A 26,044-nucleotide genomic window follows, 5' to 3' on the forward strand; every position below is an offset into this window, starting at 1 on the left:
ACGCGAGGGGGCAGCGGGGTTACGCGTGGAGGGCGGCGTTGAGCTCCACGCCGGTGCCGTTGCGACGGAGGACCTCCACGGCGCCCGTGAGGGAGTTGCGGCGGAACAGCAGGCCCGGCTGGCCGGAGAGCTCGGCCGCCTTCACCGTGCGGGGGCGGCCGTCGGCAGTCGGCGCCTCGCCGACCAGCACGACCTTGGTGCCGGCAGTCACGTAGAGACCGGCCTCGACGACCGAGTCGTCGCCGATGGAGATGCCGATGCCGGAGTTCGCGCCGAGCAGGGCCCGCTCGCCGATCGAGACGCGGTGCGTCCCGCCGCCGGACAGCGTCCCCATGATGGATGCGCCGCCGCCGATGTCCGAGCCGTCGCCCACGACGACGCCTTGCGAGATACGGCCTTCGACCATCGAGGTGCCGAGTGTGCCGGAATTGAAGTTGACGAATCCCTCGTGCATCACGGTCGTGCCCGGGGCCAGGTGCGCGCCGAGGCGCACCCGGGACGCATCGGCGATGCGCACGCGCTCCGGCGTCACGTAGTCGAGCAGCCGCGGGAACTTGTCGATGCCCGACACCTGGATGCCCGCGCGCTGCAGGCGCGGACGCAGCCGGTCGAGGTCGGCCGGGTTCACCGGTCCGGCGTTCGTCCATGCGACGGTGGGAAGGTGCGCGAACACGCCGTCCAGGTTGAGGCCGTTGGGCTGAACGAGCAGGTGCGACAGCAGGTGCAGGCGAAGGTAGGCGTCGGGGGTGGAGGCGGGCGGCGCATCCAGCTCGATCTCGACCGTCACGATGTCGACGCGCACGGCGCGGCGGGGGTCGTCGCCGGCCAGCTCCTCGAGTTCGGCCGGGGCGATCCAGCGGTCGCGGCCCGCCGGGAGCCGGCTGAGCTGGGGCTCGGGGAACCAGGTGTCGAGCACGGTTCCGTCGGCGGACACCGTCGCGAGCCCGTAGCCCCAGGCAGAACGGACGTCGGCAGAACGGACGTCGGCGGAGCGGGGCGCGGCGGAATTTTCAGGCACGGCAGAGGGCATGCCCCTAGGTTAGTAGGGTGCAGATCAGCAGTGTTCCCCTCGACCTGACCGCCTCGTCCATCGACCTCACGCGCCAGCTGTGCGACATCGAGTCCGTCTCCGGCGGGGAGGGCACCCTCGCCGACGCGATTGAGGACGCGCTGACCGGGCTGCCGCATCTGGAGGTCATCCGCGACGGCGACGCGATCGTCGCCCGCACGAACCTGGGACGCGGCCGCCGCGCGCTGATCGCCGGGCACATCGACACCGTCCCGCTCAACAACAACCTTCCGACGCGGTTCGAGGAGCACGACGGCATCCGCTACCTGTGGGGCCGCGGAACCGTGGACATGAAGGCCGGCGTCGCCGTGCAGCTGAAGCTCGCCGCCGAGCTGACCGATCCCTCCGTCGACGTCACGTGGATGTGGTACGACCACGAAGAGGTCAACGCCGAGCTGAACGGCCTCGGCCGCCTCGCCCGCAACCGGCCCGACCTCTTCGTCGGCGACTTCGGCATCCTCGGCGAGCCGAGCAACGGCGTCGTGGAGGGCGGCTGCAACGGCAACCTCCGCGTCGAAGTGCGCACCTACGGCCTGCGCGCCCACTCGGCCCGCGGCTGGGTGGGCGACAACGCCATCCACAAGGCCGCGCCCATCCTGGACATCCTCGCGGCCTACCAGGCGCGCGAGGTCGAGGTCGACGGGCTCGTCTACAAGGAGGGCCTCAACGCGGTCGGCATCTCCGGGGGAGTGGCCGGCAACATCATCCCGGACGAGTGCATGGTCCACATCAACTACCGCTTCGCTCCGTCGCGCTCGTCGCAGGAGGCCATCGAGCACATGCACGAGCTGTTCGGCGACTACGAGATCACCGTCGTCGACCGTGCAGACGGCGCCCGCCCGGGATTGGATGCGCTCCTCGCGCAGGAGTTCGTCGCCGCGGTCGGCGGTGTGGCGAAGCCGAAGTACGGGTGGACCGACGTGGCCCGGTTCAGCGCCATGGGCATCCCCGCGGTCAACTACGGTCCCGGCGACCCGCTGAAGGCGCACGCCGACGACGAGCGCGTCGACGTCGAGCAGATCGTCGCGGTCGAGGAGGGGCTGCGTGCCTGGCTCACCGGCGCCGGCGCCCGCTGAGTCGACGGCGCTGCCGGATGCGGCGCTGCCGGATGCGGCGGTCGCCCGCGGCCCGTGGTGGACGCTGTGGTGGGTGCGGGTCCTCCTGATCTATCTGGGGGCGCGCGCGGTCACGACCGTCATCCTCCTGAGCTTCGCCGCCGCGGAGGGCGCGAACGCCTGGACGAGCGCGGCGCCCGACTACTTCTCGTTCGCCAACCTCTGGGACGGGCGCTGGTACGAGATCGTCGCCGGCTCCGGCTATCCCGCCGGCCTTCCGACGACCGACGGTGTGCACGTCGCCGAGAACGCGTGGGCGTTCCTCCCCGGCTACCCGGGGCTCGTCGACGCGGTCATGTTCCTGACCCGGCTGCCCTGGTCGATGGCCGCGGTGCTGGTGTCATTCCTGGCCGGCGCCGGGGCGGCTCTCGTGTTTCATCAGCTGATGCGCCGCGTGGGCCTGAGCGCCTCGACCAGCCTGTTCGCCGTCGTCCTGTTCTGCGTCGCGCCCGTCTCGCCGCTGTTCCAGGTCGCCTACGCCGAGTCGCTGTACATCCTGCTGCTCACGACCGCATTGCTGCTGCTCGTCGAGCGGCGGTACGCGTGGCTGTTCCCGGTCGTGCTGGCGATGGCGTTCACACGTCCGTCGGGACTCGCATTCGCCCTCGCCCTGGTGCTGCACGTCGGCTACCGGTGGATGCGGCGGCGCGACGACCCGTTCCCCGTGCGCGAGCGCGTGCTCAGCGTCTCGCTCGCCGTCTTCAGCGGCCTCGCCGGACTCGCCTGGCCGGCCATCGCCGCGATCGGGACGGGCTCGCTCACGGCCTACACGGACACCGAGCTGGCCTGGCGGTCGGCGTACATCGGGTACACGCATTTGGTGCCGTTCACGCCCTGGTTCCAGGGCGCCGACTGGTGGGCGAGCGCGATGCTCGGCATCCCCGGCTGGGTGGGCATGGCCGCGCTGGTCGTCATCGTCGCGCTGTTCGGCATCCTGCTGTTCTCGCCGGCCGTGCGGAGGCTCGGTGTCGACCTGCGGTTCTGGGTAGCCGCGTACTCGCTCTACCTGCTCGCCGTGTTCTTCCCGCAGTCGAGCACGTTCCGGCTGCTGATGCCGCTGTTCCCCCTGCTCGGAGCCATCGCCCTGCCGCGCAGCAGGGTCTACCGCGTGGCGATCGTCGCGCTGTTCATCGCCCTGCAGGTGGGCTGGGTCGCCGTCTGCTGGTTCATCAACGGATACGACTGGTCACCTCCGTGATCCCTCCGATTTCCTCACGTCGGCAACGATGTCGGATAATAGGAGGACATCCACGAAAGGGGAGCTGCATGGCGGCCATGAAGCCGAGGACCGGGGACGGGCCGATGGAGGCTGTGAAGGAGGGACGGCTCATCATCGTGCGTGTGCCGCTCGAGGGTGGGGGACGACTGGTGGTCTCCGTCAACGATGCGGAAGCCAAAGAGCTCCACGACGCGCTTGCCAGCGTCGTGACCTCCGCCTGACCATACGCTGTACCGAGAAGGGCCCCGATCGACTCGATCGGGGCCCTTCTCGCATGCGGTGTGCTGGTAGGCGGGCCGCCTACGGCGCGAGCTTGGTGATCTGCAGCAGCCCCTCGCCGGCCGGCGACAGGGCGCTGATGACGGCACCGGACGCCGACGTCTCGGTGATGAGGGTGCGGAAGCCGGTCGCGACCTCGTCACGCGCGGCCGGGTCGGCGACGCGTCCGCGCCAGAGCGCGCGGGCGACGAGCACCGTTCCGCCCGGTCGAACCAGGCGCAGCCCGTGCTCGACGTATTCGATCACCGACTGCGGGTCGGCGTCGATGAAGACGATGTCGTAGGAGTTCTCGTTCATGCGCGGCAGCACCTCGAGGGCGCGGCCGGGGATGAGCCGGACGCGGTTCGACGGCAACCCCGCCTCGGTGAAGAACGCGCGGGCGTGCTGCTGGTACTCGACCTCCACGTCGATGGAGGTGAGCTGCGCATCCGTGCCGCCGGTGAGGAGCCAGAGGCCCGAGACGCCGACGCCGGTTCCGATCTCGACCACGTTCTCGGCACGCGTCGCCGCCACCACGACGGCCGCTTGGGCGCCGGTCGCGGGCGAGATGGGGTCGATGCCCAGTTCGAGCGACTGCTGCCGTGCCCGGGCGATCACATCGCTCTCGACGACGATGTCGTCGGCGAATCTCCAGTTCGAGTCCTTGTCTGACACTGCACTCCCGTCGATCGGCCTCGGGCGCGGGCCTCTTCACAGGATACGGCGGGCTCATGCGGCATCCGTGCAGGCACCGCCGCGATACCCTGGAAACGTGTTCGGGCTGACCTTCGACAAGCTGCTGATCGTGGCGGTGATCGCGGCGTTCGTCATCGGCCCCGAGCGCCTTCCCGCGTACGCCGCGAAGCTCGGTCAGCTGGTGCGGTCGCTCCGCGACTTCGCCAACGGCGCGAAGGACCGGATGCGGGATGAGATGGGCCCCGAATTCGACGACGTCGACTGGAAGAAGCTCGACCCCCGCCAGTACGACCCGCGCCGCATCATCCGTGAGGCACTGCTCGAGGACGGCCCCGAGGCCGCCGGCGCGATCAAGCCGGTGACGCAGTCCGCGTACGCGCAGCGGAAGCTGCCGCTGACGGCCGGGGCGATCCCGCCGTACGACACCGAGTCCACCTGACGCGGCGCGGCGGGCTGCGCGGGTGCGCATCCACTACGCTGCGGACATGATCGCAACGGAGCAGTCGCTGAGCAGGGCGACCGTCGCGCGGTACGCCGTCGGGTCACTCGGAACCGGCGGCTTCGCGACCCTTCCCGGGCTGGTGCTCGTCTACTACCTCACCGACTCGCTGGGTGTCGCCGCGATCGTCGCGGGCGTCGTCGTCACGGTGGCGAAGGTGTGGGATGTGGTGATCGACCCGGTGATCGGCGCCCGGAGCGACCGGATGCTCGCCGTGCGCGGTTCCCGCCGTCCGATGATGCTGCTCGGCGCGGTCGCGCTGCCCGTGTTCTTCCTGCTCACGTTCGCCGTTCCGCCCGGGACGCCGGCCGCGGCCGCCGCCGTCTGGGTGCTGCTCGCGTTCGTGCTGACGGCCACGGCGTTCAGCCTGTTCCAGGTGCCGTACATCGCACTGCCGGCCGAGCTCGCGTCCGGGTACGACCAGCGCACGCGCCTGCTGACGTGGCGGGTGGTGGTGCTGACCTTCGCCATCCTGCTGTTCGGGGCGGGCGGCCCGGCGCTGCGGTCGCTGGGCGGAGGCAACGCCTTCGCGGGGTACTTCCTGATGGCGCTGGTCGCGGGAGTGACCATCGGCGCCGGGATGCTGGTCTCGGCGTTCGTCGCACCGCGCGGACTGCCCGCTGCTGAGCCGCCCGCGCGCGAGAGCGTCGTCGCGACCCTCCGCTCGAACTACGCCGCGGGCGTGCGCGTGCTGCGCGACAGCCAGCCGTTCCGTGCACTGCTGCTGACGTTCCTCCTGCAGGGGCTCGCCACCGGTCTGATGCTCGCCGGAGCGAACTACGTCGCGACGTGGGTGCTCCACTCGGAGGACGCCGTGACGTTCCTGTTCGTCGCACTCATCGGGCCCGCCCTCATCGTCACGCCGGTGTGGGGCGTCATCGCGCGGCACATCGGCAAAGAGCGCGGGTTCGTGATCGCGAGCGTCCTGTTCGGGCTGGCGGCCCTGTCCATGATCGCGCTGCTGTGGGCGCCCGGCGCGTGGGTCTACGCCCCCGTCGCGCTGGCGGGAGCCGGGTACGCGGGCATGCAGTCCCTGCCGATGGCGATGCTGCCCGACGTCATCTCGCACGACGCGCGGCGCAACGGCGAGGGCCGGGCGGGGACCTTCGGCGGCATGTGGACGGCGGGGGAGACGACGGGCATGGCGCTCGGCGCGACCGTGCTGAGCATCGTGCTCGCGGTGAGCGGCTACGTCTCGCGCAGTGCGGCCGTGGCGGAGGCGGGCGCGTCTCAGCCGGCCGGCGCCGTCGCCGGGATCGCCCTGAGCTTCAGCCTCGTGCCCGCGATCATCATCGCGATCAGCCTGGTGCCGCTGGCGCGGTACCGGCTCCGGAAGGGAGACATCGATGTCGTCGTTTGACGCTGCGGCCATCCTCGGGCGCCTCGCCGCCCTACGCGAGGCGGACGCCCCGACGCACGGCGGCCGGGTGCTGAGCTACGTCTACGACTCGGGGATGCCCGAGATCGACGAGCTCGCGGCCGAGGCGATGCGGCTGGTGCAGCCGGTGAACGGCCTGGACCCGACCACGTTCACCTCGGTCGCGGTAATGGAGCGCGAAGTCGTCGGGTTCGCCCGCGAACTGCTGCACGGCGGGGACGACGTGGTCGGCTCGGTGACCTCAGGAGGCACGGAGTCGTGCCTGCTCGCCGTGAAGGCCGCGCGCGACGTCTGGCGCGGCGCGGGCGGCGCGGGGACGCCCCGGCTGCTCGCACCGGTGACCGTGCACGCGGCGTTCCAGAAGGCGGCGGCACTGTTCGACCTGACGCTGGACCTCGTGCCGGTGGATGCGCGGACCGGGCGGCTCGACGCATCCCGGCTGATCGAGCGCATCGGTCCGGACGTCGCGCTGGTCGTCGTCTCGGCGCCCTCGTACCCGTACGCGACGCTCGACCCGATCGAGGTTGTGGCCGCCGCGTGCGACGACGCGGGCGTGGCCTGCCATGTGGACGCCTGCATCGGCGGATGGATCCTGCCGTTCTGGCGGGCGGCGGACGGATCGGCGCTTCCGGCGTGGGACTTCCGGGTGCCCGGCGTGACGAGCGTCTCGGCCGACCTCCACAAGTACGGCTACGCGCCGAAGGGAGCCAGCGTCCTGCTGCAGCGCGGGCGCGACCGGCAGCGGCGCCAGTACTTCGCGACGACCGGCTGGCCGGGGTATCCGGTCGTCAACTCCACCCTCCTCGGGTCGAAGTCGGCCGGGTCGCTCGCCGCATCCTGGGCCATCATCCAGGCGCTCGGAGCCCGCGGCTTCGCCGGTCTCGCCGAGTCGTGCCGCCGCGCGACCCGCGGGCTGCAGGACATCGTCGGCGACATCGAGGGGCTGCGCGTGCTCGGCGACCCGACCGGTCCGCTGCTCGCCGTCACGACCGACGACGCGGTGCCGCCGGAGCGCCGCGTCGACCCGCACCACTGGGCCGACCGGGCGCGCCGCCGCGGCTGGGTGCTGCAGCTGCAGCCGGGGCTGGTGCAGCCGGACGGCACGCGCCTGCCGCACACCACCCACCTCACGATCACGCCGGTCACGGAGGCTCGGATCGACGAGCTGGAGGCGGCCCTGCGCGGTGCCGCGGACGAGGCGCGCGGTGTGCCCCCGGTGGACGGGGATGCGGTGCTCGCCGCCCTGCCCGGCGACCTGCTGGCGGGGCTCGCGGCGGGCGACGTCGAGCTCGACTCGGCGACGGCCGCGCACATCCTGGGCTCGATCGGCCTCACGGGAGGCGCGACCCCCGGCCTGCCCGACGATCAGGCGCCGCTGCTCGCGCTCGTCTCGGCGCTGCCGCGTCCGGTCACCGAACGCCTCCTCACCGAGCTGCTCGCCCGAGCCGTCGAGCCCCCCGACGCCTGACCCCGCCCCAAGCCATCAGCTCCTGAGTTTTTCGGGCCGACACGCCGTTTCGGGGCCGGAAAACTCAGGAGCTGATGGCTGGGGTCGTCAGCGGACGGAGAGGCCGAGCTTGCGGCCGGCGAGGCCGCGGGAGCGGGTTGCCAGGCGGTCGGCGACGGCGCGGATCGCGGCGGCGGCGGGGTCCGCAGGGTCGGTCACCACGATGGGCGCTCCGGTGTCGCCGCCGGCCCGCAGCGGGATGCTGAGGGGCACGCTGGCGAGCAGCGGCACCTCCTCCTCCTGCCCGGTTGACAGCCGACGCGCGACCTCCGCGCCGCCGCCGGAGCCGAACAGATCCAGCACGCTGCCGTCCGGCTGCACGAGCCCCGCCATGTTCTCGATGACGCCGATGACCCGCTGGCCGGTCTGCCGCGCGACGACGCCGCTGCGCTCGGCCACGTCGGCCGCGGCCGGCTGCGGTGTCGTCACCACGAGCACCTCCGCGCCGGGCAGCAGCTGGCCGACCGAGATCGCGACATCCCCGGTGCCCGGCGGGAGGTCGAGCAGCAGCACGTCGAGGTCGCCGAAGTACACATCCGACAGGAACTGCTGGATGGTGCGGTGAAGCATCGGCCCGCGCCACGCGACGGCCGCGGAGGCCGAATCGACGAACATCCCGATCGAGACGACCTTCACGCCGTAGGCGACCGGCGGAAGGATCATGTCATCCACGCGCGTCGGCCGCGGCGCGACGCCGTTCTCGTCGGTCAGGCCCAGGATGCCGGGGATGGAGAAGCCGTGCACGTCCGCATCCACGATCCCGACCCGTAGCCCGCGCTCCGCCAGGGCGACCGCGAGGTTGGCCGTGACCGTCGACTTGCCGACTCCGCCCTTGCCGCTCGTGACGGCGTAGACGAGGGTGAGCGACTCCGGGCCGAACTGCTGACCGCGCGCCGGCCGGCCCGCCCGAAGGCGGTCGGTCAGAGCACGCCGCTCGGCGGGGGTCATGACGGAGACGTCGACGGCGACCTCGGTCACACCGGGGACGGCGGCGGTCGCCGCGCGCACGTCCCGTTCGATCGCGTCGGCCGCCGGGCAGCCGACGATGGTCAGCTTGATGCCGACCTCGGCACGGCCTTGCGCATCCACCTCCACGCCGCCCACCATGTCGAGCTCGGTGATCGGTTTGCGGATCTCGGGGTCGAGCACCGCCCCGAGCGCGCTCCGGACGGCAACCGCGAGATCGACTCCCGCGCTGTCCGGCTCAGGCACGGGCCTGCTCGCCCTCGCCTGCGTCGCCCCTCTCGAGGTCCTCGAGCAGCGAGCGGAGCTCGGCGCGGATGAAGTCCTTCGTCGCCATGTCCTTCACCGCGAGCCGCAGGGCTACGACCTCGCGCGCCAGGTACTCGGTGTCGGCGAGGTTGCGCTCTGCACGCTGCCGGTCCTGCTCGATCTGCACGCGGTCGCGGTCGTCCTGACGGTTCTGCGCGAGCAGGATCAGGGGAGCGGCATACGACGCCTGCAGCGAGAGCACGAGCGTCAGCGCGATGAACCCGAGGGCCGCGGAGTCGAAGCGCCAGGCGTTCGGGGCGAGCGTGTTCCACGCCATCCACGCGAGGACGAAGACGGTCAGCCCCAGGATGAACCACGGCGTTCCCATCGCCCGCGCGATCCACTCGGTGAACCGGCCGAACCGGTCGCGCGACTCCAGCGGGCTGCGCCGCAGCACCGGCGTCCGGAGTCCCTTCGGGGCGTCGAGCCCCGCGTCCTGCCTACCTCCTGCCACTTCCGCCCCTCCTTCCGTTCACGATGCGGATGCTTCCGGTCTGGTCGGACGGCGCCGTGCGTTTCACGGGCTCGTCCTCGTCTTGACTTCGCCAATCGTCGGGGAGCAGATAGTCGAGGATGTCGTCGATGGTCACCACCCCGACGAGACGATGCTTGTCGTCGACCACGGGGACCGAGACGAGGTTGTACGAGGCGAGGATGCGCGAGACCTCGGCGGCGGACGTGTCGGCCGTGACCGGCTCCAGGCTCGGGTCGAGCAGGGTGCCGAGCCGCACGTGCGGGGGATAGCGCAGCATCCGCTGGAAGTGCACGACGCCCAGGAATCGGCCGGTCGGCGGCTCGTACGGCGGCAGGGTCACGCACACCGCGGCGCCGAGCGCCGGCGCCAGCTCGTGGCGGCGGATCAGGGCGAGGCCCTCCGCCACCGTCGCGTCGGCCGAGACGATGATCGGCTCGGTCGTCATCAGACCGCCCGCGGTGTCCGGGTTGTAGCTGAGGAGCATGCGGACGTCGTCCGCCTCCTCCGGCTCCATGAGCTCCAGCAGGTGCTCGCCGCGCTCGTCGGAGAGCTGGGCGATCAGGTCGGCTGCGTCGTCCGGCTCCATCTGGTCGAGCACATCCGCGGCGCGGTCGTCGTTCAACTGGGCGAGGATCTGCACCTGCTCGCTCTCCGGCATCTCCTCCAGCACATCGGCGAGACGGTCGTCCGGCAACTCCTCCGCGACCTCCAGCATCCGCTGCTGAGGGAGGTCGAGGAGGGTGTTCGCGAGGTCGGCGGGCTTCAGCTCCGAGTAGGTGGCGATGAGCTGCTCGGCCGACTGCGCCTCACCGAGCTTCTGCTTCTCGCGCACCTCGTTCCAGGTCACGAACGTCGTCGCGCCCTTGGCGAAGGGGGAGCCGCCGGCCTTGGGCTTGCGGACGAACAGCTGGCTGACCGCCCAGTCGCCGGTCTCGGTCTCCTCGATCGCGACGTCCTCGATGGTGGCCTCGCCACCGCCGTCGGCGAATACCACGCGACGGCCGAGGAGCTCGGCGATCACGCGCACCTCGCCGCCGCGCTGCTCGAAGCGGCGCATGTTGATGATGCCGTTCGTGATGATCTGCCCGCTGCCGATGCTGGTGACCCGCCCGATGGACAGGAACACGCGGCGCTTCCCGGGGATCTCGACGATCAGCCCGACGACGCGGGGCGGGTCGTTCTTGCGGTACACGACCAGGACGTCTCTGACCTTGCCGACCCGGTCTCCGACGGGATCGAACACGGTCGTCCCGGCGAGGCGGGCGACGAAGACTCTGGGCGAACTCACCCTGTTAACCTAGCCCTCGCAGGTGAACGACGGCTGTTTCCGTGCCCTCTCGGAGCCTGGATGGAACAATGGGTGGATGAGCACACCTGGGCTGAACAACGGGCGCAACCGTATCCTCTTCCCGACCCTGCCGCGAGGCGAAGTGGTCGCCACCTTCGAGAGCTACCCGGAGGCGCAGGAGGCGGTCGACGTGCTGGCCCGCGCCGACTTCCCGGTCGACAAGGTCTCGATCGTCGGCAGCGACCTGAAGAGCGTCGAGCGTGTCACCGGCAAGCTGACCTGGGGCCGCGTCGCCCTTGCTGGGGCGGCGTCCGGTGCGTGGCTCGGCATCTTCTTCGGCCTGCTGCTCATCATCTTCTCGCCGTCGGTGAGCCTCGCGTTCGTGCTCGCCGCGCTGCTCCTCGGTGCGGGATTCGGGATGCTGTGGGGCATCGTCTCCTACGCCATCAACCGGCGTCGGCGTGACTTCACGTCGATCCAGCAGGTGATCGCGACCAGCTACTCGGTGCTCGTCGACTCGGAGCTGGGCAACCGCGCGCGCAACCTGCTCGCGAGCGGGGGAGCGGAGGAGCCCGCCGCAGCTCCCGGATGGACGCCGCCCGCGCAGCCGCAGCACCCGTCCGACCCGCCGCCCGCGCCTCCCGCGTCGGCAGGCGACGAGCGTCCCCCCGCGCCCCCCGCCTGACCACCTCCGCCGAAGTGCACGTCGTGGCGGCTATTTCGCGCGCGAAACAGCCACGACGTGCACCTCAGCGCCGCGAGAGCCGCCGCACCCACGCCTCCACATCGTCCGCGGTGCGCGGGATGTCGGCGGAGAGGTTCTCGGCGCCGTCCTCGGTGACCAGGATGTTGTCCTCGATGCGCACGCCGATGCCGCGGAAGCTCTCGGGCACGGTGAGGTCGTCCGGCTGGAAGTACAGTCCCGGTTCGATCGTGAACACCATGCCGGGCTGCAGGACGCCGTCGAGGTAGAGCTCCCGGCGTGCCTGCGCGCAGTCGTGCACATCGAGCCCGAGGTGATGGCTCGTCCCGTGCACCATGTAGCGGCGGTGCTGCTGGTTCTCGACCTCCAGGGCCTCCTCGGCGCTGACCGGGAGCAGCCCCCATTCGGCGGTGCGCCGCGCGATGACCGCCATGGCGGTCGCGTGGATCTCGCGGAACCGGATGCCGGGCCGCACGATCGCGAACGCCGCGTCCGCCGCCTCTCGCACCGCCTCGTAGATCAGGCGCTGCGTCTCGGTGAAGGTGCCGTCGATGGGGAAGGTGCGGGTGATGTCGGCGGTGTAGTAGCTGTCCAGCTCGACGCCCGCATCCAGCAGGATGAGATCGCCCGGCACCACGGGGCCGTCGTTGCGCGTCCAGTGCAGGATGCACGCGTGCGGTCCGCTCGCCGCGATCGTGTCGTAGCCGACCGCGTTGCCGTCGGCGCGGGCGCGGCCGTAGAAGACACCCTCGACGAGCCGCTCGCCGCGCGGGTGCGCGGTGATGCGCGGCAGGTCGGCGATCACGTCGTCGAAGCCGCGGGCGGTCGCCGCGACGGCGGCGCGGAGCTCGGCGATCTCGTACTCGTCCTTGACGAGGCGCAGCTCGGAGAGTTCGCGCGCCAGCCGGTCGTCCTCATCGTGGTCCTCGGGGTCGACGCCGGTGCCGGTGCCGATGCCGTCGCCGTCGCCGTCGCCGTCCGAACCCTCTGCCAGCAGCAGGCGCGCCGCATCCACGTCGTCCGTGATGGCGCGGTCGGCCTCGCGCAGCACGACGGTGTCGCCGTCCACCGCGTCGAGCACCGAACGCACCTCGGCGATCCCGCGGGTGGTCAGCGCGAGGTCGCTGGCGACCTGCGCGAGCGACGGGCGGGGACCGATCCAGAACTCGCCGATCTCGGGGTTCGCGTAGAACTCGTCGGAGTCGCGGCCCGCGCGCTCCCGGAAGTACAGGGTCGCCTCGTGTCCCGACGCCGTCGGCTCCAGCACCAGGGCGCTGCCCGGCTCGGAGTCCGAACCCCAGCCCGTCAGGTACGCGAACGCCGAGTGCGCGCGGAACGGGTAGTCGGTGTCGTTGGAGCGCTGTGCGAGGCGCCCGGCCGGGATGATGAGGCGCTTCCCCGGGAACAGCTCGGACACGCGCGCACGGCGGGCCGCGGCATACTGCGCCTGGCGGCGCGGCTCCGGGACGACCTCCGCACGCTCCGCCCATCCCGAGCCGATGTACTCGCGGAACGCGTCGGAACCGGGCGTCGTCGAGCGGTTCTGCGTCGCGCGCGGAGCCTCATCGGACTCGGCGGCGGCAGCCGTCTCGGTCGTCGTGGCGACCGCTGCGGCGGTCGGGTCGTCGACGGTGTCGGTCGCGATGTCGGCGTCTGCGGTGGCTGGCGTTGTCGGCTGGGAGGACATGGCGTCCATTCTTCCACCCGCTGGGCGTCATGCGCCCGGCCGGTCAGCGCCCTCCTAGGATGGTCACCATGGCTGATGCGCGGCGGTTCCGAGGTCCCGTCGACCTGCACACGCACTCCAGCGTGTCCGACGGCACGGAGACCCCGGCCGAGCTCATCCGCGCCGCCGCCGACGCGGGGCTGGGCACCGTCGCGCTCACCGATCACGACTCGACGGCCGGGTGGGCGGACGCCGCGGCCGAGGCCGCACGCGTCGGCATCACGGTCATCCCGGGGATGGAGCTGTCGACCCGCATCGAGTTCGCCAGCGTCCACATGCTCGGCTACCTCTTCGATCCGACCAACGAAGCGCTCGTCGCAGAGACCCGCCGCATCCGCGAGGGCCGGATGCGACGCGCCGAGGACATGGTGCGCCGCATCTCGGAGGACTACGACATCACGTGGGACGACGTCCTCGCGCAGGCGACGGAGGGCGCGACCGTCGGCCGGCCGCACATCGCCGACGCGCTCGTCGCGCGCGGGCTCGCCTCGGACCGCAGCGCCGCGTTCGCCGGGATCCTGCACTGGCGGAGCGGCTATTTCCAGCCGCACTACGCGCCGGAGCCGCTGACCGGCGTCCGTCTCATCCGCGGGGCGGGGGGTCTGCCGGTACTGGCGCATCCCGCGACCGGCGGCCGGGGGCGCGTGATCCCGGAGGACCGGCTGCGGCGCCTGGTCGACGCCGGGCTCTTCGGACTGGAGCTCGACCACCGCGAGAACACCGCCGACGGCGTCGAACGGCTGCGGGAGCTCGCGGCCCGCTACGGCCTCCGCATCACCGGATCGAGCGACTACCACGGCGCAGGCAAGCCCAACCGGCTGGGGGAGAACACGACCGATCCGGCCGTCGTCGACGCGATGATCGAAGAAGCGACAGGCGCGGCGCCCTTCTACGCTCCGTGACCACCAGCACGTAGCCTGGACCCCGGACATGACGTCGGGGCGAGAAGGATGCGAGGTGCGCGAGTGAGACGGTTCTGGCGAGGATCGGCGGCCGCTGCCGCCCTGACGGCCGTCCTCGTCGTCGTTGCGGGCGTCACGCCCGCGAACGCCGACAGCTACCCGTCGTGGGACGACGTGCAGGCCGCGAAGAACAACGCCAGCGCGGCCCAGGCCGAGGTCGACCGGATCAACGGTCTGCTGACGGGTCTGCAGACCGCCGCGAACGCCGCGGGCGACCTCGCCGTGAAGCGGCTGGGGGAGTACGGGACCGCCGAGGCCGCCCTGCAGACCGCGACCGCCAAGGCGCAGGGTCTGGCCGAGAAGGCGCACGAGGCATCGGCCCAGGCGGATGCGCTCAAGGCCCAGAGCGGCAAGCTCGCCGAGCAGCTCACCCGCGCGGGCACCTCATCCGTGTCGCTCCGGTTGTTCCTCAGCCCGAACGCGACGCGCTCCGACTCCCTGCTGTACCAGCTCGGCGCGGTGTCGAAGCTCGCCGACCAGGCCAGCTCGCTGTACGCCAGGGCGAACGCGCAGAAGAACCTCGCCGCGTCGCTCAGCGAGCAGGCGACCACCGCCCAGAAGGTGCGCGATCAGCTCGCGGTGGATGCGAAGAAGGCTCTCGACGTCGCGACCGCGGCGAAGCAGGCGGCCGACGCCCAGCTGGCCGACCAGAAGAAGCACGCCGACACGCTGTACGCCCAGCTGGCGACCCTGAAGAACACCGAGGCGGCCGTCGAGAAGTCGTACGCCGAGGGGGAGGCCGCGAGACAGGCGGCCGAGGCGGCCGCGAACCCGGGCGGCGGGTCCGACGGGTTCGCCCCGCCTCCCGGCATGGTGGTCGATCCCGCGGGCGCCCAGGCGTACGCGGCCAGCCGCCTCCCGGCCTTCGGCTGGGGCGGTGAGCAGATGAGCTGCCTGATCAAGCTGTGGAACCATGAGTCCGACTGGCGGGCGGACGCGTACAACACGTCGAGTGGCGCGTACGGCATCCCGCAGGCCTGGCCCGCCAGCAAGATGGCGTCGGCCGGCCCGGACTGGCTGACCAACCAGAACACGCAGGTCGACTGGGGCCTCGACTACATCAACCGCGCCTACGGCTCCCCGTGCGCCGCGTGGAACTTCGAGATGAGCCACGACCCCAACTGGTACTGAGCGCGTCCCCCTCCCAAGCGCCCCAGCCCCAAGCAAACAGCTCCTGAGTTTTTCGCTCCAATCCGCATGGATCGGGCGAAAAACTCAGGAGCTGTTCGCGTGGGAGGCTGGGTCAGCTGGCGGGGGTGGTGGCGGAGCCGCCGCGCGAGCGACGACGGCGACGACGCGGAGCGCTGTTGCCGTCGCGGTGCTGCGATCCGCCGCCGTCGTGCGTGCCGGCGGCCGGGGCCTTGGCCTCGCCGCCCTCCGACCCGGACCCATCGGGAGCCGTCGAGCCCTGCGATGCGCCCTGACCGGAGCCGCGCGTGCGGCGACGACGGCTGCTGCTCGAACGCTCCCCGCCCTCCGGGCCGGTGGAGTCGGTGCGGCCGCTGCGCGGCGACTCGGTCGCCTTCACGGCCGGGGTGGGCTTGAGCCGGCCCTTGACGCCCTGCGGGATGTCGAGGTCGGTGTAGAGGTGCGGCGACGACGAGTACGTCTCGGTCGGCTCCGGCTGCCCGAACTCGAGCGCCTTGTTGATGAGGGCCCACTTGTGCAGGTCCTCCCAATCGACGAACGTCACGGCGATACCGGTCTTGCCCGCCCGGCCGGTGCGGCCGGCGCGGTGCAGGTACGTCTTCTCGTCGTCCGGGATGGTGTGGTTGATGACGTGCGTCACATCGTCCACGTCGATGCCGCGGGCCGCGACGTCCGTGGCGATGAGGATGTCCTTCTTGCCCGCCTTGAACGCGGCCATGGCGCGCTCGCGCTGCTCCTGGTTGAGGTCGCCGTGCACGGCGGCGGCGTTGAAGCCGCGGTCGTTGAGCTCCTCGACCAACTTGGCGGCGGCGCGCTTGGTGCGGGTGAAGATCACGGTCTTGCCGCGGCCCTCGGCCTGCAGGATGCGGGCGATGACCTCGTCCTTGTCGAGCGAGTGGGCGCGGTAGATCAGGTGCTTGATGTTCGCCTGGATCTGGCCCTCGTCGGGGTCGGTCGCGCGGATGTGCACAGGGCGGGTCATGAACCGGCGCGCCAGCGCGACGATTGGGCCCGGCATGGTCGCCGAGAAGAGCATGGTGTGGCGCGTGGCCGGGGTCTGCGCGAACAGCTTCTCGATGTCGGCGAGGAAGCCGAGGTCAAGCATCTTGTCGGCCTCGTCGAGCACCATCTCCTGCACGCTGCCGAGGTTCAGCAGGCGCTGGCCGGCGAGGTCGAGGAGGCGCCCAGGGGTGCCGACGACGATCTGGGCGCCGCCCTTCAGCTGGGCGATCTGGCCTTCGTAGGCCTTGCCGCCGTAGATGCTGGCGATGGAAGTCGGGCGTCCGGCGGCGGCCGTCTCGAGGTCTTCGTAGACCTGGATGGCCAGCTCGCGGGTGGGCACGACGACGAGTGCCTTCACGCCGGGCTCGGGGTTCGGGCCGAGGCGCTGGATCAGGGGGAGGCCGAAGCCGAGGGTCTTGCCCGTTCCGGTCTTCGCCTGGCCGATGATGTCCTGGCCGGTGAGCGCGAGCGGGATGGTCTGCGTCTGGATGGGGAACGGCTCGATGATGCCCTTGGCGGCGAGCTGATCCACCATGTCCTGGTCGATGTTGAGTTCTGAGAAAGTCACTGGTGAATTGCCTGTCGATTCGATTGGAGTGTCCACGCCCTGTTTCTCTGTCGCAGGCGTAGGGCCGTCGATCCTGCGCCGACGGCGTCCCCAGCCTACTGGACGGTCCCGATACACTGCTGAGCGTGTCGACTTGGTTCACCCGGCGACGGCCTTCCGTCGAGCTCCCGCGCCTGACTCCGCGGGCGCGCACGCTGCCGACCGTCCGCGTCGACCTGCACGAGGTGATGCCGGATCTGCTGCCCTACCTGGGTCAGTCCGCGTACCTCCAGCTCGAGCAGTTCGAGACGCTGTCGCGCGTCGCGGCCGAGGCGGAAGACCTTCACGCGAAGGGCCTCATCTCGGCGGCCGCCGGTCACGCCCTGTCGAAGCATCAGGGGATCGTGGCCGAGATCCGGCGCCGAGGGGACGACCCGGCCGACGCCATGAAGCCGTTCGCGGATGAGATCGAGGGCTTCAGCGCGCTCATCGTCGGCGCGGACTGGCGCGAGACACTGCTCTCCGCCCTCGTGACGGGCGGCCTGCTCGACGACTTCTTCATCCGGCTCGCCGCCGGACTGCCGGGCGACGTCGGACCGCGCCTCGCGCACCTGCTCGGCTCGGAGTCCGGGCAGGAGGGCGTGCTGGAGGTGCTCCGCGCGCAGATCGCGGCCGACCCGCTGCTCGCGTCGCGGCTCGCGATGTGGGGCAGGAGGCTCGTCGGCGACACGCTGCTCGTAGCGCGCTCCGCGCTGCACCTCTCGGGGAACAGGATCGCCGACGATGCGCGCATCGAGCCGATCTTCACGGAGCTGATCGCCGCGCACACGCGCCGGATGGATGCGCTCGGCCTGACCGCCTAGGCCGCGACATTCGTGCCGAATGTGCGCTCAGCGTGGGCGATAACGCACATTCGTGCCGAATGTGCGCTCAGCGCGCGACGGCGCCCTTCGCCAGCGCGTGCAGCATGCGGTCGTCGTTGGCGGCGCGGACTCGGCCGATCAGCAGGTCGGCGACGGCGACGATGAGCGCGGTGCCGAGGAGGGTGATCCACCAGATCCAGCCGCCGTCCCACTTCAGGCCGGCCCAGGTGAGCGCCACCCAGAGCACGGCCGACGAGACGACGCCGACGGCCGGGATGAGCACGGAGCCGTGCGTGTGACGGTTCGGCAGCAGATAGCGTCCGGCCAGGCCGATGATGGCCCCGCCGAGGACGACGAAGAGCAGTTCCACGAGTGGAGGCTAGCCGACGAAGCCGATGCGGCGCGATTCCTCGGTGCCGATCTCGACGTACGCGATGCCCGCGGTCGGGACGACGTAGAGCCGGCCCTTGTCGTCGGTCAGCTGCAGAACACCGGTGCCGCTGGCGAGTGCGCTCTGCACCTGCCCGGCAAGCTCCTCGGCCGACTGCGACGACTCGAAGTTGAGTTCGCGGGGGGCGTTGACGATTCCGATGCGGATCTCCACTGAGGTGCCTTTCGAGTCTGACCGGCGGGTGTGAGTTCAGACTACGGCACACGGCTCGCGGCCCCCGCTCGCGTTCTCTGTCGGCGGACGCCGATACCGTGAAGGACATGATCGCTCGAGGCTTCCGGATGCACCCTGCCGGCACCCTCGCATCCCCTCTTCCAGCAGGTGGCGCGGCGCTCGACGGCTCGCAGTCGGAGGTGCTCCTGCTGCCGGACGGCGCCTCCGCCGCCGTGCTCGGAGCGCCAGGCACGGGCAAGACCACGACGCTGGTGGAGGCCCTGGCCGAGCGCGTGCTCGACCGCGGCTACCGGCCGGATGAGGTGCTGGCGCTGAGCGCCTCGCGCACCGCGGCGACGGCGCTCCGCGACCGCATCGCCCTGCGCCTCGGCGTTCCGACGCAGGGTCCGCTGGCGCGCACGGCGACGTCGCTCGCGTTCCAGCTCGTCGGCGAGCGAGCGCGGCGCATCGGAGCAGAGCCGCCGCGCCTCCTCACCGGAGGCGAGCAGGACCAGATCATCGCCGAGCTGATCAGCGGCCACCTGGAGGACGGAACCGGTCCGGCGTGGCCCGACCCGCTCGTCGAGGAGGTGCGGACACTTCGCGGATTCCGCACCGAGCTGCGCGAGCTCATGGCGCGTTGCGCCGAGCGCGGGGTCACCCCGTCCCGGCTGTCCGAGCTCGGTGCGATCACCGGCCACGACGAGTGGCGCGCCGCAGCCCGCTTCATCGCCGAGTACCAGCTCGTCGTCGACAGCTATCGCGGCGGCTTCGTCGACTCGGCCGAGCTGATCGCGTCGGCGGTCACGGTCATCGCCGAGGGCAGCTCGCTCGACGACCTGCGCGCCGTGTTCGTCGACGACCTGCAGGAGGCCACTGTCGCGACCCTGGCGCTGCTGCGGGCGCTGGCGACGCGCGGTGTCGCCGTGGTCGCGTTCGGCGACCCGGATGTCGCATCCACCACCTTCCGCGGAGCGCAGACCACCGCTCTCGGGCAGCTCGAGGGCCGTCTCGGGGTGCCGGTGACCCGGTTCGTGCTGACCACCGCTCACCGCCAGACGCCCGCGCTGCGCGAGCTGACCGCCCGGGTGACCGAGCGGATCGGCACGGCGGCGGCCGGAGTGCAGCGCATGGCCTCGGCCGGGCGACCTGAGCCGGAGCAGGCGAATGCAGAGCAGAAGGATGCGGGCGGCGTGGATCCGGCCGACCGCCGCCCCGAGATCGTACGGCTCGTCGCCGTTTCGGCCCCCGCGGAGGCCTCGCGGCTGGCCCGCAAGCTGCGCGAACGTCACCTGCTCGACGGCGTGCCGTGGAGCTCGATGGCCGTGGTGGTCCGTTCGGGCGCCCATGTACCCGCCCTCTCGCGCGCACTCGCGGTCGCCGAGGTCCCGACGACGACGAGCATCGCCGGGCGTCCGCTGCGCGACGATTTCGCCGCCCGCCAGCTGATCACGATCGCCGGCGTGCAGCTCGGCGCGATCGAGCTGACGCCCGTGGTCGCCACCGAACTGCTGCTCGGGCCGTTCGGCGGGCTCGACAGCGTCAGCCTGCGGCGGCTGCGCCTCGCCCTCCGTCAGGAGGAGCTCGCGGGCGACGGCAACCGTCCGGGCGACGAGCTGCTCGTGGAGGCGCTGCAGCATCCCGCGCACCTGGCCACCATCGACGCGAGCCCGGCCCGCCGCGCTGCACGCCTGGCCGAGACGCTGCGATCCGGCCACGAGAAGGCGGAGAACGGCGCCTCGATCGAGGAACTGCTCTGGCACGTATGGGAGCGCAGCGGCCTCGCCGCCCGCTGGCTCGAACACTCGGAACGCACGGGCATCGTCGCCGACGAGGCGAACCGGCACCTCGACGGCGTCGTCGCGCTGTTCACCGCCGCCCGGCGGTTCGTCGAGCGCTACCCGGAGCGTCCGGCCTCCGACTTCGTCGTCGAGCTGCTCGGCGCGGAGGTCCCGGAGGACACCCTGGCCGCCCGTACGGCCGGCGACGCCGTACTGGTCTGCACGCCGAGTGCCACCATCGGTCGCGAGTTCGAGGTCGTCGTCGTCGCCGGGCTCCAGGAGAGCGTCTGGCCCAACCTGCGCCTGCGCGGTTCGCTGCTGCACCCGCAGGAGCTCGCGGACGCGGTGGAGGGTCGCACCACCGAGACCGAGGACGAGCGCGCGGAGGTGCTCGGCGACGAGTTGCGGATGTTCGCGCTGGCGGTCTCGCGCGCCCGCGGCCAGGTGATCCTCACCGCGACGGCCAACGACGACGAGCAGCCCTCGCCGTTCCTGCGCCTCGCGGCCGACCTGGCCGTCGACGACGCCGACGACGGCGCCCATCCGCTCTCCCTCCGTGGCATGGTCGGCCGGTTGCGTCGCCGCCTCGCCACGACGGGCGCACCCGACGCGGCCGAGGCGCTCGCCCGCCTTGCGGACGCGGACGTGGAGGGCGCCGATCCCGACACCTGGTACGGCCTGCTCGAGCCGTCGACGACCGAGCCGCTGGTCGATCTGGACGACCCGGAGGCCGTCGTCCGGGTGTCCCCGTCGCGGCTGGAGACATTCGAGAAGTCGCCCCTGGCCTGGTTCGTGGACACGATGGCCGCTTCCCCGAGCGGACTCGCCGCGGGCATCGGCACCGTCGTGCACGCCGTCATGGAGGAGGCGAGCACGAGCGACGATCGCGACCTCAGCGTCGAGCGGCTGTGGCAGGGCATCGAGCGCCGGTGGGGCGAGCTCGCGTTCGAGTCGCCGTGGCTGGAGGAGAAGGAGCGCCGACGGACGCGGACGCTCACGGCCGGAGTATCCGAATACCTCCGCGACTTCGAGCGCGCCGGCGGTGTGCTGCTCGGCTCCGAGGGCGCCTTCGAGCTGCGCCTCGGCCGGGCGCTGGTGCGCGGGACGATCGACCGCGTGGAACGCACCCCCGACGGCACGGTCGTGATCGTCGACCTCAAGACGGGAAACCGCACGCCCTCGGCGGCGGAAGCCGCCGAGCACGCGCAGCTGGGCGCCTATCAGCTGGCGTTGGAGCACGGGGCGATCGAGCAGGCCGCCGACCTGCCGTCCGGTGGCGCGAAGCTGCTCTTCGTCGCCAAGGGCGTCCGCGGGAAGGGCTATCGCGAGGTCGCTCAGGACCGCGTCGACGACGACGGGCTCGAGCGGCTGCGGGAGCGCGTCGCGCGTGCGGCCGACGGTATGGCCGGCGCGACGTTCGCCGGGGTCGTCGACCTGGGCGAACGCGACCCGCACGGAAAGTACGAGTACCGCATCCACCTGGTGCCTGCGGTCAGCGCGGGAGGAGGAGCATGACGGACGAAGCGACGCACGTCGACGACGAGAGCCTCCTGGAGTGGGCGACCGAGCAGGCGGAGCTCGACCTGGTCGAGCAGGCCTTCTCGCTGGCTGAGACGGAGGAGGAGCGGCCGCGCCCGTCCCGCGCGCTGAGCGCGGCGGACATCGCTGAGGCGCTCCGGCTGCCCATCCCGACCGCCCAGCAGCAGGCGGTCATCGAAGCGCCGCTGCGACCGGCGATCGTGGTCGCGGGAGCCGGCAGCGGCAAGACCGAGACGATGGCGAACCGAGTGGTCTGGCTGCTCGCCAACGGTCACGTGCGGGTGCCCGAGATCCTCGGCCTGACGTTCACCCGCAAGGCCGCGGGCGAACTGGCCGGCCGCATCCGCACCCGCATCGAGCAGTTGGTCGCGTCCGGCGTGACGGAGGTGGAGTTCGACCCCTTCGACGCTCCGGCGGTCGCCACGTACAACTCGTTCGCCAACGCGATCTTCCGCGAGAACGCGCTGCTGATCGGCCGCGAACCCGAGTCGGCGGTGCTCAGCGAGGCGTCGGCGTGGCAGCTCGCCCGCCGTCTCGTCGTGACCAGCACCGACGACCGGCTCGTCGAGCTCGACCGGGGCGTCGAGGCGGTCACGACCGCCGTCGTGACCCTGAGCCGCGCGCTCAGCGAGAACGTCGCGGACCCGGACGACGTCGAGCGGATGGTGGAGCAGTTCGCGCGCATCGCCGAGCTGCCGACGGGCAACGGACGCGTGAAGGAGCTGTACGCCTCCGTGCGTTCGGCCGTCGACGCCGTCGGGTCGCTTCCCCCGCTGCTCGACCTCGCCCGCGCTTTCGCCGACGAGAAGCGCCGTCGCGGATTCGTCGAGTACTCCGACCAGGTGGCCCTCGCCCTGGATGTCAGCGAGCGCCTCCCCGCCGTGGTCGCGGACTACCGCCGGCGCTACCGGGTCGTACTGCTTGACGAGTATCAGGACACCTCGGTCGTGCAGACCCGCCTGCTCTCGACGCTGTTCGCCGACCAGCCGGTGATGGCGGTCGGCGACCCGCACCAGTCCATCTACGGCTGGCGCGGCGCGAGCGCCGCCAACCTCGGCCGGTTCTCCGCCGACTTCACCGGTCAGCGGGCGGGGTCGGAGGGCGGAGCGGCCGAATACGCGCTGAGCACCAGCTGGCGCAATCCGACGCGCGTGCTGGATGCGGCGAACGCGCTCGTGGAGCCGCTGACGGCCGCCTCACCGGTGCACGTCGAACGCCTGCAGCCGCGCCCGGGCGCCGTCGCGGGGGAGCTGACGGCGGTGTTCGAGCAGACGGTCGCCGACGAGGCCGAGACGGTCGCGCGCTGGCTGGGCGCTCGTCTTGGCGAGCGCGACGATAACGGCGTCCCGCCGAGTGCGGCGATGCTCTGCCGGTCGCTGAAGAAGATCGACGTGTTCACGTCCGCCCTCGCCTGCCACGGCATCCCGTATCACGTGCTCGGACTGGGCGGCCTGCTGGAGCAGCCGGTCATCGCCGACCTCGTCAGCGCCCTGCGGGTCATGCACGACCCGACCGCCGGCTCCGAGCTGATCCGCCTGCTGACGGGCGCCAAGTGGCGCGTCGGCCCGAAGGACGTTGCCGCGCTGCGCGATGTCGCGTCGTGGCTCGCCGAGCGCGACCACCGGTACCAGCGGCTCGATCCCGAACTGCGCGACCGGCTGCGGCGATCCGTCGCGGGGGAGGAGTCGGCGTCCCTGGTGGATGCGCTCGACTTCGTCGTCGAGGCGCCCGACGACCACGGCCGGTTGGCGGGCTTCAGCCCGGCGGGTCTGGCACGGATGCGCGACGCCGGACGACGGCTCGACCACCTGCGGTCACGGGTGGGGCTCGACCTGCTCGACCTCGTCACGCTGGTGCAGCAGGAGCTTCTGCTCGATATCGAGGTCGCCGCGAACGAGACCGCTCAGCTCGGTCAGGCGAGCCTCGATGCGTTCGCCGAGCAGGTCGCCTCCTACCTCGCCGCGGACGACCAGGCGACCCTCGGCTCCTTCCTGTCGTGGCTCGCGGAGGCGGAGCAGCGCGACAACCTCGCCCCGCGCAGCGAGGAGCCGGAGCCGGGCACGGTGCAGATCCTCACCATCCACGGCGCGAAGGGCCTGGAGTGGGACGTCGTGGCCGTGCCGCGGCTCGTCGACGGTGAGCTCCCCGGGCCGCCGCAGAGCCGCAAGGGCTGGCTGGCGTTCGGGCAGCTGCCGAACGAGTTCCGCGGAGACTCGGCCGAGCTTCCGGTGATCGCCTGGCGCACCGCCGAGACCCAGAAGGACGTCAACGACTCGATCGCGGCGTTCGAGGAGGAGAACCTCGCCCGGCACTTGGACGAGCAGCGCCGGCTGATCTACGTCGCCGTGACCCGCGCCCGGCAGCGGCTGCTGCTGTCCGGCTCGTACTGGTCGACCCAGACCAAGCCGCGCGGCCCCGGCTCGTACCTGCTCGAGCTGCAGGATGCGGGTCTGCTGCCGCCGGACGCCTTCCCGGACTGCGACGAGCCGGAGGAGAACCCGCTCGCGCTGACCGCATCCACCGTGACCTGGCCGCTGGAGCCGCTCGGCGCCCGCCGCACACGCGTCGAGGCGGCCGCCGAAGCCGTGCGCCGTGCGCGTGAACGCGGCGCGGGCGACGGCGGTGTCTACGCGCGCGACCTCGACCTGCTGCTGGCCGAGCGCGCCCGGCGTGCAGAAGAGGCCGGTCTCGTCGAACTGCCCGCCCGCATCCCGGCCTCGCGGTTCAAGGACTACGTGACGGACCCGGCATCGGTGGCGGCGACCCTGCGCCGGCCGATGCCGGAGCGCCCGTACCGCCAGACGAGGCTGGGCACCCTGTTCCACCGCTGGGTGGAGGAGCGCTTCGGCACGGTCGCAGGCGCGACCGACGTGCTCGACGCCCACGTCGCCGAGCTGGACGACCTCGCGGGCGACGTGCTCGAGGCCGAGCGCTTCGAGGACCTGCGCGCAACCTTCGAGCGGAGCCAGTGGGCCGGGCGGCGTCCGGAGGAGGTGGAGCTGGAGATCCACATCACCCTCGCCGGGCAGGTGGTCGTCTGCAAGCTCGACGCCGTCTACCGGGCGGAGGACGGCCTCCACGACTACCAGATCGTGGACTGGAAGACCGGCAAGGCGCCGCGCGACGCGGACGACCTGGAACGCAAGCAGCTGCAGCTCGCGCTCTACCGCCTCGCGTTCGCCCGCTACGCCGGGATCGACCCGGAGCGGATCGACGCGGTCTTCTACTTCGTGGCCGACGACGCGGTCGTGCGGCCGGAGCGCCTCTACGCGGAGGAGGAGCTGACGTCGCTCTGGTCGTCGGCGACCGGCTTCATCCCGCCCGAGCGCCCGTAGCCTGCGGCGTCCGTGCGGTCTCCCGGAGTCCGGTCGAGCATGGCCTCCACATCGCCGATCGCCATGATCGGGCCGGTCGCCGTCGACAGCGGGTTCATCGAGTTGCTGCGGACGCGGTCCACGAGGCCGTCGAGCATCTCCACGGCGTCGTCCACGATCGTCTGGTCGCGCACCTCGCGGCCGTGGAGCAGCCATCGGGCCACCTCGAGCTCGGCGTACAGCATGGCGCGCTGGGTGAACTGGCGGTCGGTGGCGACCTGCCGCGTGGAGGCGTAGGCGCCCAGGGCGCCGTCGGTCGCCTCCGGGTTCATGGCGAGCAGCCAGTGCAGGTCGCGCGCCGGGTCGCCGACGCGGAGCGCCGACCAGCCGAGCACGGCCGTGACGACATCGTCCTCGACAAGGAAGGAGTCCGAGGTGAGGGAGCCGTTGATGACGGTCGGCTGGAACTGCCAGATCGAGTGGTCGGCCGCCGCGTCCCGCCACCGGTCGCGCAGCGCGACGGGCAGGAGACCGGTGGATGCGGCCGATTCGATGACCGAGTTCGCCGCCGTGAGGCACTCGGCCGACGACATCACCGGCAGGCCGGCCTCGCCGACGAAGGCGGTGGGGAGCGCGTGGATGGCCGCGATGGCGTGCCCGATCGACCCGGCCAGGCCGTCGCCCGGCGGCACGTCCTCCACCGCGATGTGCTCGCCGGGGAGGAAGTCGTAGACGACGGCGCGCGTTCCCGCGACCGGTGCCTGGCCGAGGTAGCGGGGCACCTCGAACGGGAGGCGGCTGCGGATGCCGGTGGTCAGCGCGCGCAGCGCGACCAGGTCGGCGCTCTGCTCGGTCTCCGCGATCTGGTTCGTCGGCACGCGCACGATGACGGTGGAGCCGTCCCTCGTCGACAGCAGCGCCGAGTCGAACTCGCCTGCGCCGCTCCTCGTGTAGCTGCGGGCGCCGGAGACGTCGAGGTCGGGAACGGCCGAGGTGGCCAGCGCGGCTAGAGTGAAGTGGGATCTGGCCATGCACCTAGGCTAATTGGACCTCCCTGCGACGGCCGTCCGCCACGCCC

The 26,044-nt window shown here is 71.8% G+C and carries 22 protein-coding genes; 12 read left to right on the forward strand and 10 right to left on the reverse strand.

Features of this window, described 5'->3' with window-relative positions; all coding sequences use genetic code 11:
- Nucleotides 1-19 precede the first annotated feature (19 nt).
- Complete coding sequence (dapD, locus tag J2Y42_RS10890; protein ID WP_309858217.1) at nucleotides 20-1,030, reverse strand: 2,3,4,5-tetrahydropyridine-2,6-dicarboxylate N-succinyltransferase; 1,011 nt, start codon at nucleotides 1,028-1,030, stop codon at nucleotides 20-22.
- A gap of 17 nt (nucleotides 1,031-1,047) precedes the next feature.
- Between dapD and dapE the strand changes: the two genes are divergently transcribed.
- The 3 genes from dapE (at nucleotide 1,048) to J2Y42_RS10905 (ending at nucleotide 3,624) form a co-directional block, all read left to right on the forward strand.
- Complete coding sequence (gene dapE, locus J2Y42_RS10895) at nucleotides 1,048-2,145, forward strand: succinyl-diaminopimelate desuccinylase (protein ID WP_309858220.1); 1,098 nt, start codon at nucleotides 1,048-1,050, stop codon at nucleotides 2,143-2,145.
- Nucleotides 2,114-3,382, forward strand: coding sequence for a hypothetical protein (locus tag J2Y42_RS10900; protein WP_309858223.1), 1,269 nt, complete (start codon nucleotides 2,114-2,116; stop codon nucleotides 3,380-3,382). The genes dapE and J2Y42_RS10900 overlap by 32 nt, the downstream gene beginning before the upstream one ends.
- Nucleotides 3,383-3,450: 68 nt before the next feature.
- Entirely contained in the window at nucleotides 3,451-3,624 is a 174-nt protein-coding gene (locus J2Y42_RS10905; RefSeq protein WP_018190460.1) for a DUF3117 domain-containing protein, read from the forward strand.
- A 79-nt stretch (nucleotides 3,625-3,703) separates the two neighbouring features.
- Here the strand turns inward: J2Y42_RS10905 and J2Y42_RS10910 are convergent, their stop codons facing one another.
- Nucleotides 3,704-4,336: an O-methyltransferase gene (locus J2Y42_RS10910; protein WP_018190461.1), complete on the reverse strand. Its 633-nt coding sequence runs from the start codon at nucleotides 4,334-4,336 to the stop codon at nucleotides 3,704-3,706.
- A 97-nt stretch (nucleotides 4,337-4,433) separates the two neighbouring features.
- Between J2Y42_RS10910 and J2Y42_RS10915 the strand changes: the two genes are divergently transcribed.
- From J2Y42_RS10915 to J2Y42_RS10925, 3 genes are read left to right on the forward strand one after another with little or no spacing between them, the layout of a single operon-like run.
- A complete protein-coding gene (locus J2Y42_RS10915; protein ID WP_309858228.1) occupies nucleotides 4,434-4,796 on the forward strand; it encodes a twin-arginine translocase TatA/TatE family subunit in 363 nt (120 codons plus the stop codon).
- 46 nt (nucleotides 4,797-4,842) lie between these two features.
- Entirely contained in the window at nucleotides 4,843-6,216 is a 1,374-nt protein-coding gene (locus J2Y42_RS10920; protein ID WP_309858231.1) for an MFS transporter, read from the forward strand.
- Nucleotides 6,203-7,702 (forward strand): aspartate aminotransferase family protein, encoded by a 1,500-nt coding sequence (locus J2Y42_RS10925; protein ID WP_309858234.1) that lies wholly within the window; start codon nucleotides 6,203-6,205, stop codon nucleotides 7,700-7,702. Before J2Y42_RS10920 ends, J2Y42_RS10925 begins: the two co-directional genes overlap by 14 nt.
- Nucleotides 7,703-7,789: 87 nt before the next feature.
- Here the strand turns inward: J2Y42_RS10925 and J2Y42_RS10930 are convergent, their stop codons facing one another.
- Genes J2Y42_RS10930 through J2Y42_RS10940 form a run of 3 tightly spaced genes read right to left on the reverse strand, consistent with a single transcriptional unit; the run spans nucleotide 7,790 to nucleotide 10,776 of the window.
- Nucleotides 7,790-8,953 carry an Mrp/NBP35 family ATP-binding protein gene (locus J2Y42_RS10930; protein ID WP_309858238.1) on the reverse strand — a complete coding sequence of 388 codons (1,164 nt, stop codon included), beginning with the start codon at nucleotides 8,951-8,953 and terminating at the stop codon, nucleotides 7,790-7,792.
- Nucleotides 8,946-9,467, reverse strand: coding sequence for a DUF1003 domain-containing protein (locus J2Y42_RS10935; protein ID WP_018190466.1), 522 nt, complete (start codon nucleotides 9,465-9,467; stop codon nucleotides 8,946-8,948). Before J2Y42_RS10935 ends, J2Y42_RS10930 begins: the two co-directional genes overlap by 8 nt.
- The gene (locus J2Y42_RS10940) at nucleotides 9,454-10,776 is read right to left on the reverse strand and encodes a magnesium transporter MgtE N-terminal domain-containing protein (protein WP_309858241.1); all 1,323 of its coding nucleotides are present in this window, start codon (nucleotides 10,774-10,776) and stop codon (nucleotides 9,454-9,456) included. The genes J2Y42_RS10935 and J2Y42_RS10940 overlap by 14 nt, the downstream gene beginning before the upstream one ends.
- A gap of 76 nt (nucleotides 10,777-10,852) precedes the next feature.
- On the opposite strand from J2Y42_RS10940, the gene J2Y42_RS10945 reads away from it, so the two are divergent.
- The gene (locus tag J2Y42_RS10945) at nucleotides 10,853-11,461 is read left to right on the forward strand and encodes a general stress protein (RefSeq protein WP_309858243.1); all 609 of its coding nucleotides are present in this window, start codon (nucleotides 10,853-10,855) and stop codon (nucleotides 11,459-11,461) included.
- A gap of 64 nt (nucleotides 11,462-11,525) precedes the next feature.
- On the opposite strand, the gene J2Y42_RS10950 is transcribed toward J2Y42_RS10945, so the two are convergent.
- Entirely contained in the window at nucleotides 11,526-13,175 is a 1,650-nt protein-coding gene (locus tag J2Y42_RS10950; RefSeq protein WP_309858247.1) for an aminopeptidase P family protein, read from the reverse strand.
- Nucleotides 13,176-13,234: 59 nt separating this feature from the next.
- On the opposite strand from J2Y42_RS10950, the gene J2Y42_RS10955 reads away from it, so the two are divergent.
- On the forward strand, nucleotides 13,235-14,107 hold the full coding sequence (locus tag J2Y42_RS10955) for a PHP domain-containing protein (RefSeq protein WP_309858250.1): 873 nt from the start codon (nucleotides 13,235-13,237) through the stop codon (nucleotides 14,105-14,107).
- Between the two features lie 63 nt (nucleotides 14,108-14,170).
- A complete protein-coding gene (locus J2Y42_RS10960; RefSeq protein WP_309858252.1) occupies nucleotides 14,171-15,298 on the forward strand; it encodes a hypothetical protein in 1,128 nt (375 codons plus the stop codon).
- Nucleotides 15,299-15,410: 112 nt separating this feature from the next.
- Here J2Y42_RS10960 and J2Y42_RS10965 read toward each other — a convergent pair whose 3' ends face one another.
- On the reverse strand, nucleotides 15,411-16,886 hold the full coding sequence (locus J2Y42_RS10965) for a DEAD/DEAH box helicase (protein ID WP_309858255.1): 1,476 nt from the start codon (nucleotides 16,884-16,886) through the stop codon (nucleotides 15,411-15,413).
- A 125-nt stretch (nucleotides 16,887-17,011) separates the two neighbouring features.
- Between J2Y42_RS10965 and J2Y42_RS10970 the strand changes: the two genes are divergently transcribed.
- Nucleotides 17,012-17,728 carry a ferritin-like fold-containing protein gene (locus J2Y42_RS10970; protein ID WP_309858258.1) on the forward strand — a complete coding sequence of 239 codons (717 nt, stop codon included), beginning with the start codon at nucleotides 17,012-17,014 and terminating at the stop codon, nucleotides 17,726-17,728.
- A gap of 67 nt (nucleotides 17,729-17,795) precedes the next feature.
- Here J2Y42_RS10970 and J2Y42_RS10975 read toward each other — a convergent pair whose 3' ends face one another.
- Nucleotides 17,796-18,098 (reverse strand): hypothetical protein, encoded by a 303-nt coding sequence (locus J2Y42_RS10975; protein ID WP_309858260.1) that lies wholly within the window; start codon nucleotides 18,096-18,098, stop codon nucleotides 17,796-17,798.
- A gap of 9 nt (nucleotides 18,099-18,107) precedes the next feature.
- Nucleotides 18,108-18,332 carry a DUF3107 domain-containing protein gene (locus tag J2Y42_RS10980; protein WP_309858263.1) on the reverse strand — a complete coding sequence of 75 codons (225 nt, stop codon included), beginning with the start codon at nucleotides 18,330-18,332 and terminating at the stop codon, nucleotides 18,108-18,110.
- Nucleotides 18,333-18,439: 107 nt separating this feature from the next.
- Between J2Y42_RS10980 and J2Y42_RS10985 the strand changes: the two genes are divergently transcribed.
- Nucleotides 18,440-21,628, forward strand: a complete 3,189-nt coding sequence (locus J2Y42_RS10985) for an ATP-dependent DNA helicase (RefSeq protein ID WP_309858266.1) — start codon at nucleotides 18,440-18,442, stop codon at nucleotides 21,626-21,628.
- A complete protein-coding gene (locus J2Y42_RS10990) occupies nucleotides 21,625-24,987 on the forward strand; it encodes an ATP-dependent DNA helicase (protein ID WP_309858269.1) in 3,363 nt (1,120 codons plus the stop codon). The genes J2Y42_RS10985 and J2Y42_RS10990 overlap by 4 nt, the downstream gene beginning before the upstream one ends.
- Here the strand turns inward: J2Y42_RS10990 and J2Y42_RS10995 are convergent.
- Nucleotides 24,918-25,997: a phosphotransferase gene (locus J2Y42_RS10995; RefSeq protein WP_309858272.1), complete on the reverse strand. Its 1,080-nt coding sequence runs from the start codon at nucleotides 25,995-25,997 to the stop codon at nucleotides 24,918-24,920. The genes J2Y42_RS10990 and J2Y42_RS10995 overlap by 70 nt on opposite strands.
- Nucleotides 25,998-26,044 lie beyond the last annotated feature (47 nt).

This window comes from Leifsonia sp. 1010, from assembly GCF_031455295.1.
Classification (GTDB): domain Bacteria; phylum Actinomycetota; class Actinomycetes; order Actinomycetales; family Microbacteriaceae; genus Leifsonia.